This window comes from Pseudomonas trivialis (assembly GCF_036864995.1).
Lineage (GTDB): Bacteria > Pseudomonadota > Gammaproteobacteria > Pseudomonadales > Pseudomonadaceae > Aquipseudomonas > Aquipseudomonas trivialis.
Genome location: NZ_CP142151.1, coordinates 1,314,270 through 1,332,842 on the forward strand (window position 1 = coordinate 1,314,270; position 18,573 = coordinate 1,332,842).

Genomic DNA, 18,573 nt, shown 5'->3' on the forward strand with positions numbered 1-18,573 from the left:
CCAGAGGCCGCCGTTTAGTGCATTACGCAAGTTTTTACGCCGCAGGCACAGGCTCGGGTGCCGCTGCCGGTTTGGGCAGTGACGACAGGAACGCCATGATCAGCGCGGCCACATACGGCAGCGACTGCACCAGCAGCATCACCACCCAGAAACGCATGTCATTGCTCGGCAGGCCCTGCACCAGGTAGATCCCCAGCGCTGCGCCCCACAACAGCAGCATGATGAACATCTCTTCGCGTGCTTCGGAAATCGCCACCCAAAAGCCGTGGTTATCGGCGTTTTTCGGCGTACGGAAGAACGGAATGCTGGTGGTGAAAAAGCCATATAGCACGGCCTTGGCGATGGTGTGAGACAACGCCAGCCCGGCCAGGGCCGCGCAGAACGCGTCCTTGAGGTTCACGCCGACGGCGCGGCGGTACAGGAAGATGATCTTGCCCACCTTGAACACGAACAGCGCCAACGGCGGAATCGCGAAAATCAGCAACGGCGGGTCGACCCGCGTTGGCACGATGATCATCGCCGCCGACCACAACAGCGCGCCGACGGTGAAGAAGATGTTCATGCCGTCCGCCACCCACGGCAGCCAGCCTGCGAGGAAGTGGTAGCGCTGGCCACGGGTCAGCTCGGTGTCCTTGCCGCGCAAGAGGCTCGCGGTGTGACGCTTGATGATCTGGATCGCGCCATAGGCCCAGCGGAAACGCTGCTTCTTGAAGTCGATGAAGGTATCAGGCATCAGGCCCTTGCCGTAGCTGTCGTGGTAATACGCGGCCGACAGGCCCTTCTCGAATACCCGCAGGCCCAGTTCGGCGTCTTCGCAGATGCACCAGTCGGCCCAGCCGAGCTCTTCGAGCACCGAGCGACGGGTCATGGTCATGGTGCCGTGCTGGATGATTGCGTCGCGATCGTTGCGGGTAACCATGCCGATGTGGAAAAAGCCCTTGTATTCGGCGTAGCAGAGCTTCTTGAAGGTGCTTTCGTTCTGGTCGCGGTAATCCTGGGGCGATTGCACCACAGCGATTTTCGGATCGGCGAAGTGCGGCACCATGTGCTTGAGCCAGTTGGGCGACACGCAGTAGTCCGAGTCGATCACCGCGATTACTTCGGCGTCTGCGGCGGTGTGCGGGATCAAGTAGTTCAGCGCGCCGCCCTTGAAACCGGCCAGGGGCGAGACATGGAAAAACTTGAAGCGCGGGCCGAGGGTTTCACAGTAATCGCGCACTGGTTCCCACACCGCCGGGTCCTTGGTGTTGTTGTCGATGATCAGGACTTCGTAGTCCGGGTAATCGAGTGCGGCCAGGGCGTCGAGGGTCTGTTTGACCATCTCCGGCGGCTCGTTGTAGCACGGCACATGGATCGATACTTTCGGGCGGTAGTCCGAATCACCTTCCACCGGCAGGAATTCACGTCGGCGCTTGTGCGTCCACACCGCTTCGGCCAATTCGTGGGCTTCGGTCAGCAACACGATGAACACGCCCATCGCGCCCAGTGCCAGCAGGAATCCAACGGTCAGGCTGAACCAGGTGCTGTACTGCTGGCTGTAGTCGTAGCCAATCCATACCAGCACCGACCCGCACAAAAACGCGATAAAGGTCAGGAAGGTGCGACCGCGCTGACGCAACGCCGAGCCATCGATCATCAGCAGGGTCAGCGAGAGCAGGGCCAGCACCACTGAGCCGATCGCCAGCACCCGCCATTGCGGAATCGCGACCACCGGCCCTTCAAAGTTGAATTTTTGCTGGCGCGCCGCGTTGAACACGCCCCAATAGGCGCCCGCCGAGCCTTCGTCGCTGACCTTCCAGGGCTGGTCGAACGCCTCGATCACGAAATAGTTGAAGCCCTGGCGATTGAGCTTGTTGACCAATGTGCGCAGGTAGATCGCCTGGTCGGCCGGGGACGATTCATTGCCGCCACGCATGCGCCCGTTGCTCGGCCAGCCAACTTCAGACAGCAGCAGCGGTTTTTTCGGGAACAGTTTCTTCAGGTCGCGGGCGCGGTCAAGTACGTACTGGCCGGCCTTGTCCATCGGAATGAACTCCCAGAACGGCAGGATGTGCGCGGCGATGAGGTCGACGTGCCTGGCCAGTTGCGGGTTCTTTTCCCAGATGTGCCACTGCTCGGAGGTGGTTACCGGCACTTTCACGGCGGCGCGCACCCGATCCAGCAGCACGATCAGCGCTTCGGGGGTGATTTCTTCACGGAACAGCGCTTCGTTGCCCACTACCACGCGAACCACGCTGCGCGAGCTGTTGGCGATTTCGATAGCACGCTGGATTTCACGCTCGTTGCGTTCCAGGTCCGGGCTGATCCAGATACCCAGGGTTACCCGCAGGCCGAACTCTTCGGCCAGCTTGGGGATATCGCCCAGAGTGCCGTCGACCGAGTAGGTACGGATGTTGTCCGTCAGCTTGCTCATGATTTCGAGATCGCGACGCATCTGGTCGTCGCTCGGGTACTGGTTTTTCTGCGGGTACTGGCCTTGCTGGAACGGCGAGTAGGAGAACCCCGAGATCTGTTCAGGCCAGTTGGGAGTGGTGACCGGGCGGTTGATCAGCGCCCAGAAACCGGTGAACAGCGCGGCAATTGCCAGCACCACCACCAGGTTGAGTCCAAATTTACGCGATGACATGGCGATTTCGGGTTCCAAAGGGTGTGGAACGAACAGAGGTGTCGGCCTACGCCGAACGGCGCGCATCCTACACCGGCCTTTCCCTGAGCGTACAGCAAGCCGAGAAAAACCTGACTTTGGGCAGCGAAATGCCCGCTAAGTTCTTCACCGGTCAGTTGTCGCTTAAAACTTGCCGCTGCGTAGCCCATAATGCGCGCCGGTTTTTGGGGTAATGGTCATGAGCACAGAAGATCCACGGTTTGCAGGCGTCGCTCGCTTGTATGGCATTGAAGGCCTGGAACGCTTGAAAGCGGCCCATGTGGCGATCGTCGGCGTCGGCGGCGTCGGCTCCTGGGCAGCGGAAGCCGTGGCCCGTTGCGGGGTGGGCGAGATTTCGCTGTTTGACCTGGACGATGTCTGCGTCAGCAACAGCAACCGCCAGTTGCATGCGCTGGACAGCACCGTGGGCAAACCCAAGGTCGAGGTCATGGCCGAGCGCCTGCGCGGCATCAACCCGGCGTGCACGGTGCACGCAGTGGCGGATTTCGTGACCCGCGACACCATGGCTGAATACATCACGCCGAACATCGACTGCGTGATCGACTGCATCGATGCAGTCAACGCCAAGGCCGCGCTGATTGCCTGGTGCAAGCGCCGCAAGATCCAGATCATCACCACCGGCGGCGCGGGCGGGCAAATTGATCCGACGCTGATTCAGGTGTGCGACCTGAACCGCACGTTCAACGACCCGCTGGCCTCGAAAGTGCGCTCGACCCTGCGTCGCGACTACGGGTTTTCGCGCACGGTGACGCGTCATTACAGCGTGCCTTGTGTGTTTTCCAGTGAGCAACTGCGCTATCCGAAGCCGGATGGCAGCATCTGTTTGCAGAAGAGTTTCGTCGGCGATGGGGTGAAGCTGGACTGCGCGGGTGGGTTTGGCGCGGTGATGATGGTGACTGCGACGTTTGGGATGGTCGCGGCGACCAAGGCGGTGGATAAGATTGTGGCGGGGGTGCGCAGGCCGTCGGAGCGTAGGTCTTAAGCAGGTTTAAGGGTGTACATATCCATTGCTGCGGTAATGGCTGATATGGGTTCCGCCCTTACGGCGGGTCACTTTGGAAAAGCCCCAAAGTAACCAAAGGGCTCTTGCCCCAACACTCGGCACCTCGCTAATGCTCGGTGTGCGGCCAGCGTGGTTGACGGGGCGCCTGAGATCAAGATCAAAAGCCAAAGCAAAGCAAAGCAAACCAAACCAGATCAAAAGCAGTGTGATAGCCAACAGACAAATGGAGATCAACTGTGGGAGGGGGCTTGCTCCCGATAGCAGTGGGTCAGCTACCCATAAGCTGACTGACACTCAGCCATCGGGAGCAAGCCCCTTCCCACATTTTGTACAGCGTTCGGCAGCCAAAGCCGGAGTGCGGGCACACCGAGCCTAAGCGAGGTGCCGAGTGTTGGGGCAAAGCGTTTTGGGTTACTTTTTGCGCTCTTCAAAAAGTGACCCGCCGTAAGGGCGGAACCCATATCAGCCGTTACCGCAGCAACGGATATGTACACCCGGATATGTCCCCCCTCAACTCTGCATACAACTCAACGCCCGCATACGCTGCAAAACCGCATTCAACCCATTACTACGCGAAGGCGACAATTGCCGAGACAACCCCAGTTGATTGAACCAATCAGGCAAATCCACCGCCTGCAGCTCAGCCGCCGAAAGCCCGTTAACCCGCGCCAGCAATAGCGCCACCAATCCGCGAATCATCCGCGCCTCGCTGCTGGCCGCAAACTGCCAGTGCCCGTCCTGCAAGCGACCCACCAACCACACCAGGCTTTCGCAGCCCTGCACCAGGTTGGCCTCGATCTTGTCTTGATCCGCCAGTACCGGCAGCCGTTCGCCCCATTGCATCAGCATCCGCGCGCGCTGTTCCCAGTTGCCCACGGCCTGGAACGCTTGCAGCGCGGCCACTGCTTCCACCGGCAATTGGCTCATCGCAACATATCCAGGGCCTGATCCAGGGCCGCGAAGAATCGCTCCAGGTCATCCGAGTCGTTGTACAGCGCCAGCGATACGCGGATCGCCCCGGACAATTGCATGGCCTTGAGCAGCGGCATCGCACAATGATGGCCGGCACGGATGGCGATGCCTTGTTCGGTCAGCAGGTGAGCCAGGTCGGCGTTGTGCGCGCCTTCGACCACGAAGCTGGCCAGCGCTGCCTGCGGCGCGCCCAATACGCGCACGCCGTTGCGCGCGTTCAGGCCGCGCAGCAGGTAGTCATGCAGGGCCGCTTCATGGGTGGTGATGGCGCGCGGGTCCAGGGAACTCAGGTAATCCAGGCTGGCGCCCAGGCCGATCACGCCGGCAATCGGCGGCGTGCCGGCCTCGAAACCCAGTGGCACGGGGCGAAAGTTTGCCGCGTGGTAGTCGACCTGCTGCACCATCTCGCCGCCGAACTGCCAGTGACGCAGGTGATGCAGGGCTTCGTTACGGCCGAACAGCACGCCGACGCCGTCCGGGCCGTAGAGCTTGTGGCTGGAAAACACATAGAAATCGCAGCCCAGGGTTTGCACGTCGTGGCGGCCATGCACAATGCCCTGGGCACCGTCGACCACGCTCAGGGCACCCTTCGCGCGTGCCAGTGCCAGCAAATGTTGCAGGGGTTGCCAGGTGCCGAGCACATTGGACAACTGGCTCACAGCCAGCAGCCGCGTACGCGGGCCGATCAGTTCGGCGGCGGCGTCGAGGTCGATCACACCGGCTGCATCGAGCGGCAATACCACCAGTTTCAGCGCGCGGCGTTTGGCCAACTGCTGCCAGGGTAAAAGGTTGGCGTGGTGCTCCAGGGCGCTGATGACCAGTTCATCCCCCGCATTGAACAAGTGCTCAAGGCCATAGGCCAACAGGTTCAGCGCCGAGGTGGCGCCGTGGGTGAACACGATCTGCCCGCTGTCGCCTGCGTTGAGCCATTGCGCGACCTTCAGACGGCTGTCTTCGAACGCCTGGGTGGCATGGGCCCCCGGCAGATGCTGGGCACGGTGCACATTGGCGGCGCCATTGGCGTAGTAATGGCTGATCGCATCCAGCAAGGCCTGGGGTTTTTGTGTGGTGGCGGCGTTGTCCAGGTAGGTCTGGTCCTGCCGTTGCAGGGTGGCAATGGCCGGGAAATCGGCGCGCCAGGGGGAGGGCAAAAGCATGGTGGTCAAGACTCGTATAAACGAACCGCACCCTGAGGGCGCGGCTCGCCAGTGGCATCGAGTGGCTGCTTAGTTGTGAGCGTGCAGCGCTTCGTTCAGTTCGATGGCCGATTTGTGGGTTTTGCACTCCACGGCACCGGTCTCGGAGTTGCGGCGGAACAGCAGGTCGGTCTGGCCGGCCAGTTCGCGCGCCTTGACCACTTTGACCAGTTGGTTCTGCTCGTCCAGCAGCGCCACCTTGGTGCCGGCGGTCACGTACAGGCCCGATTCCACGGTGTTGCGGTCGCCCAATGGAATACCGATACCGGCGTTGGCGCCGATCAGGCAGCCTTCACCGACCTTGATCACCATATTGCCGCCGCCCGACAGCGTACCCATGGTGGAACAACCGCCACCCAGGTCCGAGCCCTTGCCGACGAACACGCCAGCCGAGACACGGCCTTCGATCATGCCCGGGCCTTCGGTGCCGGCATTGAAATTGACGAAACCTTCGTGCATCACCGTGGTGCCTTCGCCCACATACGCACCCAGACGGATACGCGCGGCGTCAGCGATACGCACGCCGGTCGGGACCACGTAATCGGTCATTTTCGGGAACTTGTCCACCGAGAACACTTCCAGCAGATCGCCACGCAGGCGCGCTTCCAGCTGGCGCTCGGCCAGTTCATTGATGTCGATCGCGCCCTGGCTGGTCCACGCCACGTTCGGCAACTGCGGGAACACACCGGCCAGGCTCAGGCCGTGAGGCTTGACCAGGCGGTGGGACAGCAGGTGCAGCTTGAGGTAGGCCTCGGGCGTGGACGTGAGCGCTGCGTCTTCGGCCAGCAGGGTGGCGACCAGCGGTGTGTGGCTCTCGGCCAGGCGGCTCAGCAGCGCGGCCTGTGCAGTGTCGACGCCTTTAAGCGCGTCGGCCAGTTGCAGAGCCTGGGACACGGTGAACGTGATGGCCTGGTTGCCTTCGGTGTAACCGAGGATTGGCGCGATGGCCGCGACGATTTCAGCCGACGGGTTAAGCAGGGGTTGTGCGTAAAACACTTCCAGCCAGGCACCCTGGCGGTTCTGAGTGCCAACGCCGAAGCCCAGGCTGAACAGGGAATGGGACATGCTGTTACCTCTACAAAAATGGAAGGCTGGCCTACTTGAGGGCCGCCGAATAACTTTCTGGCTTGAAGCCAATCAGGGTTCTGTCTCCGAGATCGAGCACCGGGCGCTTGATCATCGAGGGTTGTACGAGCATCAATTCAATGGCTTTCGACTGATCGAGATCGGCTTTGCGTTCGTCTTCGAGTTTGCGAAAGGTGGTGCCCGCACGGTTCAACACCACTTGCCAACCGTGCTCATCGCACCATTGGGTCAAATGTTCGCGGTCGATACCGGCCGTTTTGTAATCGTGGAACTGATAGGTAACGCCGTGCTCGTCGAGCCAGATGCGCGCCTTTTTCATGGTGTCGCAGGCTTTGATGCCGAAAAGGTGCAACGTTTTGCTTGAATCGGTCAAGGAATTGCCCCCTTTTGGACTAATGAAACCGAAAGATCGCGGATTATGCCATGCCCAGCGGATTTGGGTGCTGTAGGACTTTTGTGCACAAGCCAGCGCAGCATAGGCAGCTAATATGGCACTTCAACTGCCAATTGTTGCCTGATGTGTGTCATTGCAAGTCGATTGTCCGGGAACCCCGCTTTATGCAAACCGCTTACACCGTGCTTATCCTGCTGATGCTGGTCAGCGTTTCGCGTCTCATCGGACGTATCATCCCCCTGCCGTTGCCCCTGGTGCAGATTGCAGCCGGCGCCTTGCTGGCCTGGCCGACGCTCGGGCTGCATGTAGCGCTGGACCCGGAGCTGTTCCTGTTTCTGTTTCTGCCGCCGCTGTTGTTCTCCGATGGCTGGCGCATGCCCAAGCGTGAGTTGTGGCGCTTGCGCGGACCGATCCTGACGCTGGCCGTGGGGTTGGTGCTGTTCACCGTGGTGGGCGCGGGCTATTTCATTCACTGGCTGCTGCCTGCGATCCCGCTTCCGGCGGCCTTCGCGCTGGCGGCGGTGTTATCACCGACGGATGCGGTAGCCGTGTCCGCCATTTCCCAGAATCGTCTGCCCAAACCGCTTATGCACATGCTGCAGGGCGAGGCGCTGATGAATGACGCGTCGGGCCTGGTGACCTTCAAATTCGCCCTGGCGGCGGCGTTGACCGGGGTGTTTTCCCTCGCAGATGCCAGCCTGACGTTTGTGTTGGTGGCGGTGGGCGGCCTGGCAGTGGGTGTGGCGTTGAGCTGGCTGGTCGGCCGCCTGCGCGCCTGGATGATCGCGCGCGGCTGGGACGATCCGGCCACGCACGTGGTGTTCATGTTGCTGCTGCCGTTTGCCGCGTATGTATTGGCCGAGCGCCTGGGCGCGTCAGGCATCCTCTCGGCCGTGGCGGCGGGCATGATGCAAAGCTGGCTTGACCTGCTGCCACGGCAGACCAGCACGCGCCTGCTCAATCGCAGCGTCTGGTCGTTGCTGGAATTCGCCTTCAACGGCCTGATATTTCTACTGTTGGGTCTGCAACTGCCGGACATCATCAAGGCTGTTGTCAGCCATGAGCCGACCGTGTGGCCAACCCTGTTGTATCGCTGCCTGGACGTGATTGCGATTTTCCTGGTGCTGGTGGTGTTGCGCTTTATCTGGGTGCAAAGCATCTGGCGCCTGTCAGTGCTGACCCGACGTATACGTGGGAAAGGTGAGTTGACCCAGGTGCCGACCGCGCGTTCGTGCTGGCTGCTGACCTTCGGCGGCGTGCGCGGCGCCGTGACCCTGGCCGGTGTCATGTCGGTGCCCTTGCTGCTGGCGCCGGGTCAGGATTTCCCCGAGCGCGACTTGCTGATCTTCATCGCGGCCGGCGTGATTCTGTTGTCACTGATTGCGGCCTGCATTGCCTTGCCCCTGCTGTTGCGCGGCATTGAAAAGAGCCCGGATGAAAAGCGCCACAACGAAGTACGCGAGGCCTGGAAGAAAACCGCGGTAGCGGCGATCCATGCGCTGGAGGCCGAGGAGCCCGCCGAAGCGGACCCAGTGGATGCCGCCAAGGCAGCCCTGGCGACCGAGCTGCGGGCGCGGCTGATGTCGGAGTATCGCCATCAGTTGGAGGTGTTCAACGACTCTGCCGAAGCTCAGGCCCTGGCGCTGCAAATGGATCAGCTTGAACGCAAGCTGCGGCTCAAGGCCCTGCGTGCGCAGCGCCTTGAATTGTACCGCCTGAGTCGTCTTCACCAGATTGGTGATGACGTGTTGAGGGAGGTGTTGGCGGAGCTGGATATGAGTGAGGCGAATCTGGGGACGATGAGGCCTGGATAGCTGCAACGTTTACCGGTTGGCACTTGAATTGGCGTCGCTGACTTTGAAGCGGTTGGGCGTATAAAGTGTGCGAATGATTGCCTGGTCTCCGTTGGATAATGAGTAGTTTTGCGGCACTGCTTGTCCATCAATGGTTTCGTTAGCTTCAATGTTGTAATGCATGATTGAGCGGGTGTCGTAGGGGGACAGGAGTACATCGGGTCCGGTGTGAACATCAAACATGTTGATGTCAACCGTATCTGTATCCCAGCCTTGGCTGTCATTCATGGACTTATAGATGTAGTCCTTATCCCAGTTGATCGTGTTAGCCGGGTGTTGGTGTTCATGCTCTATTCCCAGGGCATGCCCGATTTCATGCAAGGCCGTTGTGCGAAAGACTGCCGAGTTGTCATTCCTGTCCAGGTGCATCGTCGGCTCGTCCAGCGGCGTGTTTTTTGCACCGGTGCCGAGCTCCGACCAGCTACCCTGGAAACCCTCGTCATCGCTGATGCGAATATCGCCCTCCTTGCCATCGACAACTTTGAATTGCAGTGCGGGCGTGTGATGAGCCCATTCTCTGAGTGCGTCGATTACCAGTGCTTTACTTCTGTTATCTCTCAGGTCCAATGCGATATGAACAATGCCGTCAGGCCATCTTTTACTTGTATCCGCAACGCCTCTTCTGGTTCGAGATACATGTTCGGAGCCTGAAGCTTCTCTGTGCATGTCAGAGGGATAAGGAATAAAAGTCGATACTTGTATAGGGGAACTCATGCTTTCTGCTCTCGGAATAAGGTACCGAGTAGTGGAAAGCAGGGTTCAATTGGTTCCCAGGGAAAATTGAACCCGCACTGCATTGCACAGTGCGGGATTTGAAAGGAGTTACTGGGCGCGCTGAATGAAATCGCGAATCCGCTCCGCCGCTTCCACGCACTCTGCCAGCGGTGCAACCAGCGCCAGGCGTACGCGACCGGCGCCAGGGTTTACGCCGTCCGCTTCCCGCGACAGGTACGAGCCCGGCACCACGGTCACATGTTCTTGCACAAACAGGTCGCGGCAGAACGCGGCATCGTCACCTTGCACATTCGGCCACAGGTAGAAGCCTCCGTCCGGGTGTTGTACGTCCAGTACCGGCTTGAGGATGGCCAGCACCGTGTCGAATTTTTCGCGATACAGGTCACGGTTGGCCTGCACATGGGCCTCATCCTGCCAGGCCGCAATGCTGGCTAGCTGGGTTTGCACCGGCATTGCGCAGCCGTGGTAGGTGCGGTACAGCAGGAAGGCCTTGAGGATGTCGGCGTCGCCCGCCACGAACCCGGAACGCAGGCCCGGCAGGTTGGAGCGTTTGGACAGGCTGTGGAACACCACGCAGCGCTTGAAATCCTGGCGACCCAGCTCGACGCAGGCACTGAGCAAACCCGGTGGCGGGGTGTCCTCGTCGAAGTAGAGTTCGCTGTAGCACTCGTCGGCGGCGATGACGAAGTCGTATTCGTCGGCCAGGGCGATGAGTTTTTTCAGGGTGTCGACCGGGATGAGTGCGCCGGTGGGGTTGCCGGGGGAGCACAGGAACAGGATCTGGCAGCGTTTCCAGATGTCCGGTGACACCGCGTCGAAATCCGGGTTGAAGCCGTTTTGATCCAGGCACGGCAGGTAATGCGGCTTGGCTCCGGCGAGGAACGCGGCGCCTTCGTAGATCTGGTAGAACGGGTTCGGGCTCACCACCAGCGCATCGTCGCTGCGATTGACCACGGTCTGGGTAAAGGCGAACAGCGCCTCACGGGTGCCGTTGACCGGCAGAATATTGCGCGCCGGGTCCAGCCAGCCCTTGGGCACATTGAAGCGACGTTCGCACCAGGCACCAATGGCTTCGCGCAGTGCCGGGATGCCCAGGGTGGTCGGGTACACCGCCATCTGGTCGAGGTTGTTGCTCAGCGCCTCGGCCACGAAGGAAGGAGAGGTGTGCTTGGGTTCGCCGATGGACAGGGCAATCGGACGCTTGTCCGGGTTTGGCGTGACGCTGCCGAGCAGCGCGCGCAGTTTCTCGAACGGGTAGGGCTGGAGCTGGTTCAGGGCGTTGTTCATGTAAGCCTCGATCATGGTGAACTCGGATCCTGTGGGAGCTGGCTTGCCTGCGATGGCATCACTGCAATCTGTCTGGCAGACCGAGGTGCCTGTATCGCAGGCAAGCCAGCTCCCACATGAATCGGGTTTACAACGTAAAAAATCAGATTGTAAGGCGGGTCAGCTCGACGCCGGGCTCCTGGGTCACGCTCAATTGCTGCACGATCGCCGCCTGCAGGCGCAGACACAGCTCGGGGTCGGACAGCGGCTGGTTGTCGGCATCGGTAATAAAGAACACGTCTTCCACGCGCTCGCCGAGCGTTGCGATCTTGGCATTTTGCAGTGACAGATCGAATTCCAGGAAAATCCCGCCGATGCGCGCCAGCAGGTCGGGGCGGTCGGGCGCGCTGAGTTCCAGCACGGTAACCGGGCGCTGCGCGTCGTTGGAGATGGTGACCTGGGGCGCAAAGGCAAAATGCTTGAGCTGGCGCGGCACCCGGCGCTGGATGATGGTCGGGTAATCGTCCGGGTTGCGCAGGGCGTCGGTCAGGCCATCGCGGATCTTCTTCACCCGCGCCGGGTTGTCGCCGATGGACTCGCCCTCGGTGTCGAGCACGATGTAGGTGTCGAGGGTGAACTGGCTGCTGGAGGTGATCACCCGTGCGTCATGGATGTTCAGGTTGAGCTGGTCCATGGCCGCCACGGTTACCGCGAAGAAGTCGTGCTGGTCGGGCGCATAGATGAAGATCTGCGTGCCGCCCTCGAATTCGCGCTGGGTGGTTTCCTTGATCAGCACCAGCGGGCCGCCATCGGCCGGCTGCTGCAGGATCGCGTCGGTGTGCCAGGCCACATCGCCGGCGGTGTGGCGCAGGAAGTAATCGTCGCCCAGTTGCGACCACAGTTGCTCGACGTCGTCCGGGTCGTTGCCGCCGCGCACCAGAATGTCCAGGGCCGCGCTCTGGGTGCGCCGGATCTGCTCTTCGCGGTCCACCGGGTTTTCCAGGCCGCGGCGCAGGGCGCGCTTGGTCTCGGTGTACAGCTGGCGCAACAGGCTGGCGCGCCAGGAATTCCACAGCGTCGGGTTGGTGGCGTTGATGTCGGAGACGGTCAGCACGTACAGGTAGTCGAGGTGGGTTTCATCGCCGACGATCTGCGCGAAGTCGTGGATCACCTGCGGGTCGGACAAATCCTTGCGCTGGGCGGTGGTCGACATCACCAGGTGGTTCTGCACCAGCCACACGATCAGACGGCTGTCCCACAGCGGCAGTTGGTGGCGCTGGCAGAACGCTTCTGCGTCGACCGCGCCGATTTCCGAGTGATCGCCATGCCGGCCCTTGCCGATATCGTGGTACAGGCCGGCGAGGTAGATCAGTTCCGGCTTGGGCAGCTTGGCCATGAGCTTGCTGGCCAGCGGGAATTTCTCCGACACCTGGGTGTACTGCAACTTGCGCAGATGCTTGATCAGATTGAGGGTGTGGGCGTCGACGGTGTAGATGTGGAACAGGTCGTGCTGCATCTGCCCGACGATAAAACCGAACTCCGGCAGGTAGCGCCCGAGGATGCCGTAGCGGTTCATCCGCCGCAGGTTGCGATGGATGCCGATCCTGCACTTGAACAGTTCGATGAACAGGCTGGTGTTGCGAATGTCGTTGCGAAACTCGTCATCGATCAGGTGACGGTTTTCCCGCAGCAGGCGAATCGTGTCGGCGCGCACGCCTTTGATCTCCGGCTGCTGCGCCATCAGCACGAAAATTTCAAGCATGGCGAACGGGGTGCGGCTGAACACGTTGTCGTTGCGCGCCTCGATGTAGCCGTCGTGCAACTGGAAGCGCGAGTTGATGGGTTGCGGCGGCGCCTCATCCTCGGGCGCGAGGATAACTTCTTCGAAGTGCTGGATGATCAGGTCGCTGAGTTGGGCAATGCTCATTACCACGCGGTAATACTGCTGCATGAAGCTTTCGATGCTGGTCTTTGCGTCTTCGCCCTCGAAGCCAAGCAGGGTGGCGATGGAGCGCTGGTGATCGAACAGCAGGCGGTCTTCCGAGCGCCCGGCGAGCATGTGCAGCGCGTAGCGAACCTTCCACAAAAATTCCTGGGACGACGCCAGCAGGGCGTTTTCGCTTTCGACCAGGAAGCCTTCGCCGGCCAGCGCGCGCAGGTTCAGAGTGCCGTACTGGCGCCGCGCTACCCACAAAATCGTCTGGATATCCCGCAGCCCGCCTGGCGAGCCTTTGACGTTGGGCTCAAGGTTGTATTCAGTGTCGTTGTACTTGTGGTGCCGGGCTTTCTGCTCGGCGCGCTTTGCCAGGAAGAACTCCTTGCTCGGCCACATGTGCGCGGTGCTGGTGACTTCCAGCATGCGCTGGCGCAGGCGCTCGGGGCCGGCGATGGTGCGGCTTTCCATCAGGTTGGTGATGACGGTCAGGTCGGCCCGGGCCTCTTCGGCGCATTCGGCCACCGAACGCACGCTCTGACCGACTTCCAGGCCGATATCCCACAGCAGGGTGAGAAAGCGCTCAATGGAATCGCGAAAGATCTCATGGTCGTCGCTGTCCAGCAGGATCAGCAGGTCGATGTCGGAGTAGGGGTGCAGTTCGCCGCGCCCATAACCGCCGACTGCCACCAGGGCGATATCCGCCTCGCGGCTCCAACTGAACTGCTCCCAGGCCTTTTGCAGGATGTTGTCGACGAACCAGGCGCGATCCTCGATCAGTCGACGAATGTCCCGGCCGCTGCGAAAGCGCGCATCGAGCACTTCGCGGGCCTGGCGGATAGCCTTCTTGAACGCGGCGATGGGGCTCGCCTTCAGGGCCAGTTCGGCCTGGAACTGGCCACGGTCGAAGAGTTCGGGATCCACCTGGGGCATCGATCGGCTTTCCTTTCTATCTATTGAGTCGCACGCAACGTGGGAAAACCAGCGCAAGCCTTATGGCGATACGCGTGCAATCGTGTCGTCAGCGCGCAGGGTGAAGATCTCGTAGCCGGTCTCGGTGACGAGCAGGGTGTGTTCCCACTGGGCCGAAAGCTTGCGGTCCTTGGTGATGGCAGTCCAGCCGTCGCCCAGCACCTTGGTGTCGGCCTTGCCCTGGTTGATCATCGGTTCGATGGTGAAGGTCATGCCCGCCTTGAGCTCCATGCCGGTGCCGGCACGGCCGTAGTGCAGGATCTGCGGCTCTTCGTGGAACACGGTGCCGATGCCGTGGCCGCAGAACTCACGGACCACCGAGAAGCCGTTCTTTTCGGCGTGCTTCTGGATCACTTCACCGATGTCGCCCAGGCGGCAGCCGGGTTTGACGATTTCGATGGCCTTGTACATGCATTCCTGGGTCACCTGGGACAGGCGTTCGGCCCAGACCGGCACGTTGCCGACATGAAACATGCGGCTGGTGTCGCCGAAGTAGCGGTCCTTGATCACGGTGACGTCGATGTTCAGGGTGTCGCCGTCCTTCAGCGGTTTGTCGCCCGGGATGCCGTGGCACACCACGTGGTTGACCGAGGTGCAGATCGACTTGGGGAAGCCCTTGTAGTTGAGCGGCGCGGGGATGGCGCCCTGCACATTGACGATGTAATCGTGGCAGATCTGGTTCAGGGTTTCGGTGGTGACGCCGGGCTTGACGTGTTCGGCGATCATTTCCAGAACGTCCGCAGCCAGCTTGCCGGCGATGCGCATGCCGGCGATGTCTTCGGCGGTTTTCAAACTAACGGTCATACGGGCTCTCTCTAGCGCAACGCGCTGAAATCAATACGGTTCAAGGGCGTGCGATAAAAGGTTACAGAATTCGCACAAGCCGCAAAAAACGCGATTCTATCAGACGCGGGCGGCAAATCATGAGCCCCTGATGATCGCTTCTGTCTATAAGGTGGGGCTAAATAGGCTCTATTCAAAGGGTTACATTCGGGTTGCGCAGGCTGGATGTGATTTCGAGTTCCGTTTTCGTCTTCGCCGTGGTATAAAATGCGCCGCTTTCCGGGGATACCCCGCAGAGCTTAAATCCACACACGTGTCGACACGATGACCTGGGTGCCGGAGGCCTTGATGCCGCTGGTTGGTCATTGGGATACGTGGAGGCCAAACCCGACTTATCAAGGAACTATCATGTCCCAAGTCAATATGCGCGATATGCTGAAGGCCGGTGTGCACTTCGGTCACCAAACCCGTTACTGGAATCCGAAAATGGGTAAGTACATTTTCGGCGCGCGTAACAAGATTCACATCATCAACCTTGAAAAAACCCTGCCAATGTTCAACGAAGCTCTGACTTTCGTAGAACGCCTGGCCCAGGGCAAAAACAAGATTCTGTTCGTCGGCACCAAGCGTTCCGCTGGCAAGATCGTTGCTGAAGAAGCAGCACGTTGCGGTTCGCCGTACGTCGATCACCGCTGGTTGGGCGGCATGCTGACCAACTTCAAAACCATCCGTGCTTCCATCAAGCGTCTGCGTGACCTTGAAGTGCAAGCCGAAGACGGTACTTTCGCCAAGCTGACCAAGAAAGAGGCGCTGATGCGCACTCGCGATCTGGAAAAGCTCGATCGTTCCCTGGGTGGTATCAAGGACATGGGCGGCCTGCCTGACGCTCTGTTTGTAATCGACGTTGATCACGAGCGCATCGCGATCACCGAAGCCAACAAGCTGGGCATCCCGGTTATCGGCGTTGTCGATACCAACAGCAGCCCGGAAGGCGTTGACTACATCATCCCGGGCAACGATGACGCAATCCGCGCTATCCAGCTGTACATGGGTTCGATGGCTGACGCTGTTATCCGTGGTCGCAACCACGTTGCTGGTGGCGCCGAGCAGTTCGTTGAAGAAGCTCCGGTAGCTGCAGCTGAGTAATTGACGCCCTGGCGTTGACTCAGTAAGCAAAAAGGGGGCTTGGCCCCCTTTTTGCCCCCTCGGAAACCGTTTGTCGGTAGCGCAGCTACATGCCTGTAACGTGCAGCGACCTGCAACGGTGATTCGGGAAGAATTGATCCCCCGTTCGATCGGGTGGAATGGTTGAAAACCTATCCAAGAGGAATTTGAAAATGGCAGCAATTACTGCAGCGTTGGTTAAAGAACTGCGTGAGCGTACTGGCGAAGGCATGATGGATTGCAAGAAAGCCCTGGAAAAGGCTGACGGCGACATCGAAAAAGCCATTGATGACATGCGTGCTTCCGGCGCCATCAAGGCTGCCAAGAAAGCAGGCAACGTGGCTGCTGAAGGCGCGATCGCTCTGAAGGAAGACGGCAAATCTGCCGTGCTGCTGGAAGTGAACTCGCAGACCGACTTCCTGGCCCTGCAGGATGACTTCAAGGCGTTTGTTGCCGCCAGCGTTGAAAAAGCGTTCGCCGACAAACTGACTGACGTCGCTCCGCTGATCGAAGCTCAGGAAGCGGATCGCCTGGTACTGGTCGGCAAGGTTGGCGAAAACGTCAACATCCGTCGCCTGGTTCGCGTTGAAGGTGATGTTGTCGGTGGTTACCTGCACGGTAACAAGATCGGTGTTGCCGTTGTGCTCAAAGGCGGCAACGTTGAACTGGCCAAGGATATCGCTATGCACGTAGCGGCCAGCAACCCTGAGTTCCTGTTGCCTTCGGAAGTTTCTGCCGAAGCCATCGAGCGTGAAAAAGCTGTGTTCCTGCAGTTGAACGAAGAAAAAATCAAAGGCAAGCCGGAAAACATTGTTGAGAACATGGTCAAAGGCCGTATCAGCAAGTTCCTGGCCGAAGCAAGCCTGGTTGAGCAGGCGTTCGTCAAGAACCCTGAAATCAAGGTTGGCGAGCTGGCCAAGAAAGCCGGTGCCGAAATCGTTTCCTTCACTTACTTCAAGGTAGGCGAAGGCATCGAGAAGCCGGTCGACAACTTCGCTGAAGAAGTTGCTGCCCAGCTGGCTGCCGCCAAGCAATAAGACAGTTTTAAACTGTCGCCCGAAAGAGGCTGCCCGCTCACGCGCGCAGCCTCTTTTCAAATGGGCAGGCCGATTTAATTTGGCTTCCCTTCGGAACTGGCTTACAAAGCCGTGTTCCGATGGCGCTGTGACAGCGTCCAGCTAGAGTGAACGCAAGCCGTAAACGGCTCGCCAAGAATTTTTAAAAAATACGCCGCAGGAGAGATTCGCAATGGCTCAGCAGGGCAGTGGTTATCAGGCTCGCTATAAACGCATTCTACTCAAGCTCAGCGGCGAGGCCCTGATGGGCTCGGAAGAGTTCGGGATCGATCCCAAAGTGCTCGACCGCATGGCGCTGGAAGTCGGTCAACTGGTCGGTATCGGTGTGCAGGTCGGCCTCGTGATCGGCGGCGGCAACCTGTTTCGCGGTGCCGCGCTGAGTGCAGCCGGCATGGACCGTGTGACCGGCGACCACATGGGCATGCTGGCCACTGTGATGAACGCCCTGGCCATGCGTGACGCGCTGGAGCGTGCCAATATCTCGGCCATCGTGATGTCGGCTATTTCCATGGTGGGTGTGACCGATCACTATGATCGCCGCAAAGCCATGCGCCATCTCAACTCCAAAGAGGTGGTGATCTTTGCCGCCGGCACTGGTAACCCGTTCTTCACCACCGATTCGGCGGCGTGCCTGCGTGCCATCGAAATCGATGCCGACGTGGTGCTCAAGGCCACCAAGGTGGACGGTGTGTACACCGCCGACCCATTCAAAGACCCGCATGCCGAGAAGTTCGATCATCTGACCTACGATGAAGTGCTGGATCGCAAGCTGGGCGTGATGGACCTGACGGCTATTTGCCTGTGCCGCGACCACAAAATGCCGCTGCGCGTATTTAACATGAACAAGCCCGGTGCCCTGCTGAACATCGTACACGGCGGCGCGGAAGGGACTCTGATCGAGGAAGGCCAACAATGATCAACGAAATCAAGAAAGACGCTCAAGAGCGTATGCAGAAGTCCCTGGACTCCCTGAACCATGCATTTGGTCAGATTCGTACAGGCAAGGCTCACCCAAGCATTTTGGGCAGCGTGATGGTGCCGTACTACGGCACAGATACCTCCATCACCCAAGTGGCCAACATCACCGTAAAGGACTCGCGCACCCTGCAGGTCGTGGCGTTTGAGCGCAACATGCTCGGCGCCGTCGATAAGGCCATCCAGAGCGCCGGCCTGAATCTGAACCCGACCAACCTGGGCGAGTTGCTGCTGATCTCCATGCCGGCACTGACCGAAGAAACTCGCAAGGGCTTCACCAAGCAGGCGCGCAGCGCGGCCGAAGATGCGCGCGTTGCCGTGCGTAACATCCGTCGCGACGCCCTGGGCGACCTGAAGAAGCTGGTCAAGGACAAGGAAATCAGCGAAGACGAAGAACGTCGTGCCGTCGCCGATATCGACAAGCTGACCAAGGATGCCGAGGCGCAGATCACCAAGGCTACCGACGAGAAAGAAAAGGACCTGATGGCCGTATAAGGGGT

General features: G+C 60.0%; 15 protein-coding genes. 6 read left to right on the top strand and 9 right to left on the bottom strand.

Annotated features, from left to right (window positions below):
• Positions 1-34: 34 nt before the first annotated feature.
• Entirely contained in the window at positions 35-2,626 is a 2,592-nt protein-coding gene (locus VRB54_RS05765; RefSeq protein ID WP_338479890.1) for a glycosyltransferase, read from the bottom strand.
• Between the two features lie 217 nt (positions 2,627-2,843).
• On the opposite strand from VRB54_RS05765, the gene tcdA reads away from it, so the two are divergent.
• Positions 2,844-3,647, top strand: coding sequence for a tRNA cyclic N6-threonylcarbamoyladenosine(37) synthase TcdA (tcdA, locus tag VRB54_RS05770; RefSeq protein WP_338479891.1), 804 nt, complete (start codon positions 2,844-2,846; stop codon positions 3,645-3,647).
• 531 nt (positions 3,648-4,178) lie between these two features.
• On the opposite strand, the gene VRB54_RS05775 is transcribed toward tcdA, so the two are convergent.
• The 4 genes from VRB54_RS05775 to VRB54_RS05790 form a co-directional block, all read right to left on the bottom strand.
• Positions 4,179-4,595 (bottom strand): SufE family protein, encoded by a 417-nt coding sequence (locus tag VRB54_RS05775; RefSeq protein WP_338479892.1) that lies wholly within the window; start codon positions 4,593-4,595, stop codon positions 4,179-4,181.
• On the bottom strand, positions 4,592-5,797 hold the full coding sequence (locus VRB54_RS05780) for a cysteine desulfurase (protein ID WP_338479894.1): 1,206 nt from the start codon (positions 5,795-5,797) through the stop codon (positions 4,592-4,594). Before VRB54_RS05780 ends, VRB54_RS05775 begins: the two co-directional genes overlap by 4 nt.
• Before the next feature lie 69 nt (positions 5,798-5,866).
• A complete protein-coding gene (gene dapD, locus VRB54_RS05785) occupies positions 5,867-6,901 on the bottom strand; it encodes a 2,3,4,5-tetrahydropyridine-2,6-dicarboxylate N-succinyltransferase (RefSeq protein WP_338479895.1) in 1,035 nt (344 codons plus the stop codon).
• A 31-nt stretch (positions 6,902-6,932) separates the two neighbouring features.
• A complete protein-coding gene (locus VRB54_RS05790; RefSeq protein ID WP_338484208.1) occupies positions 6,933-7,241 on the bottom strand; it encodes an arsenate reductase in 309 nt (102 codons plus the stop codon).
• Between the two features lie 239 nt (positions 7,242-7,480).
• Here VRB54_RS05790 and VRB54_RS05795 point away from each other — a divergent pair, with 239 nt between their 5' ends.
• Positions 7,481-9,130 carry a Na+/H+ antiporter gene (locus VRB54_RS05795; protein ID WP_338479898.1) on the top strand — a complete coding sequence of 550 codons (1,650 nt, stop codon included), beginning with the start codon at positions 7,481-7,483 and terminating at the stop codon, positions 9,128-9,130.
• A gap of 9 nt (positions 9,131-9,139) precedes the next feature.
• Here the strand turns inward: VRB54_RS05795 and VRB54_RS05800 are convergent, their stop codons facing one another.
• The 4 genes from VRB54_RS05800 to map form a co-directional block, all read right to left on the bottom strand.
• A complete protein-coding gene (locus VRB54_RS05800; RefSeq protein ID WP_338479899.1) occupies positions 9,140-9,883 on the bottom strand; it encodes a M12 family metallopeptidase in 744 nt (247 codons plus the stop codon).
• Positions 9,884-9,991: 108 nt separating this feature from the next.
• On the bottom strand, positions 9,992-11,191 hold the full coding sequence (dapC, locus tag VRB54_RS05805) for a succinyldiaminopimelate transaminase (protein ID WP_338479900.1): 1,200 nt from the start codon (positions 11,189-11,191) through the stop codon (positions 9,992-9,994).
• Positions 11,192-11,333: 142 nt separating this feature from the next.
• Entirely contained in the window at positions 11,334-14,036 is a 2,703-nt protein-coding gene (locus VRB54_RS05810) for a [protein-PII] uridylyltransferase (RefSeq protein ID WP_338479901.1), read from the bottom strand.
• A 60-nt stretch (positions 14,037-14,096) separates the two neighbouring features.
• Positions 14,097-14,879 carry a type I methionyl aminopeptidase gene (map, locus tag VRB54_RS05815; protein WP_209989528.1) on the bottom strand — a complete coding sequence of 261 codons (783 nt, stop codon included), beginning with the start codon at positions 14,877-14,879 and terminating at the stop codon, positions 14,097-14,099.
• A gap of 387 nt (positions 14,880-15,266) precedes the next feature.
• Between map and rpsB the strand changes: the two genes are divergently transcribed.
• The 4 genes from rpsB to frr all read left to right on the top strand — a co-directional run bounded on the left by rpsB (position 15,267) and on the right by frr (position 18,568).
• Positions 15,267-16,004, top strand: a complete 738-nt coding sequence (gene rpsB, locus VRB54_RS05820; RefSeq protein WP_049709669.1) for a 30S ribosomal protein S2 — start codon at positions 15,267-15,269, stop codon at positions 16,002-16,004.
• Between the two features lie 191 nt (positions 16,005-16,195).
• Entirely contained in the window at positions 16,196-17,059 is an 864-nt protein-coding gene (gene tsf / locus VRB54_RS05825; protein ID WP_003231235.1) for a translation elongation factor Ts, read from the top strand.
• Positions 17,060-17,270: 211 nt separating this feature from the next.
• A complete protein-coding gene (pyrH, locus tag VRB54_RS05830; protein ID WP_003189161.1) occupies positions 17,271-18,014 on the top strand; it encodes a UMP kinase in 744 nt (247 codons plus the stop codon).
• A complete protein-coding gene (frr, locus tag VRB54_RS05835) occupies positions 18,011-18,568 on the top strand; it encodes a ribosome recycling factor (RefSeq protein WP_338479903.1) in 558 nt (185 codons plus the stop codon). The genes pyrH and frr overlap by 4 nt, the downstream gene beginning before the upstream one ends.
• The last annotated feature ends 5 nt before the right edge of the window (positions 18,569-18,573 follow it).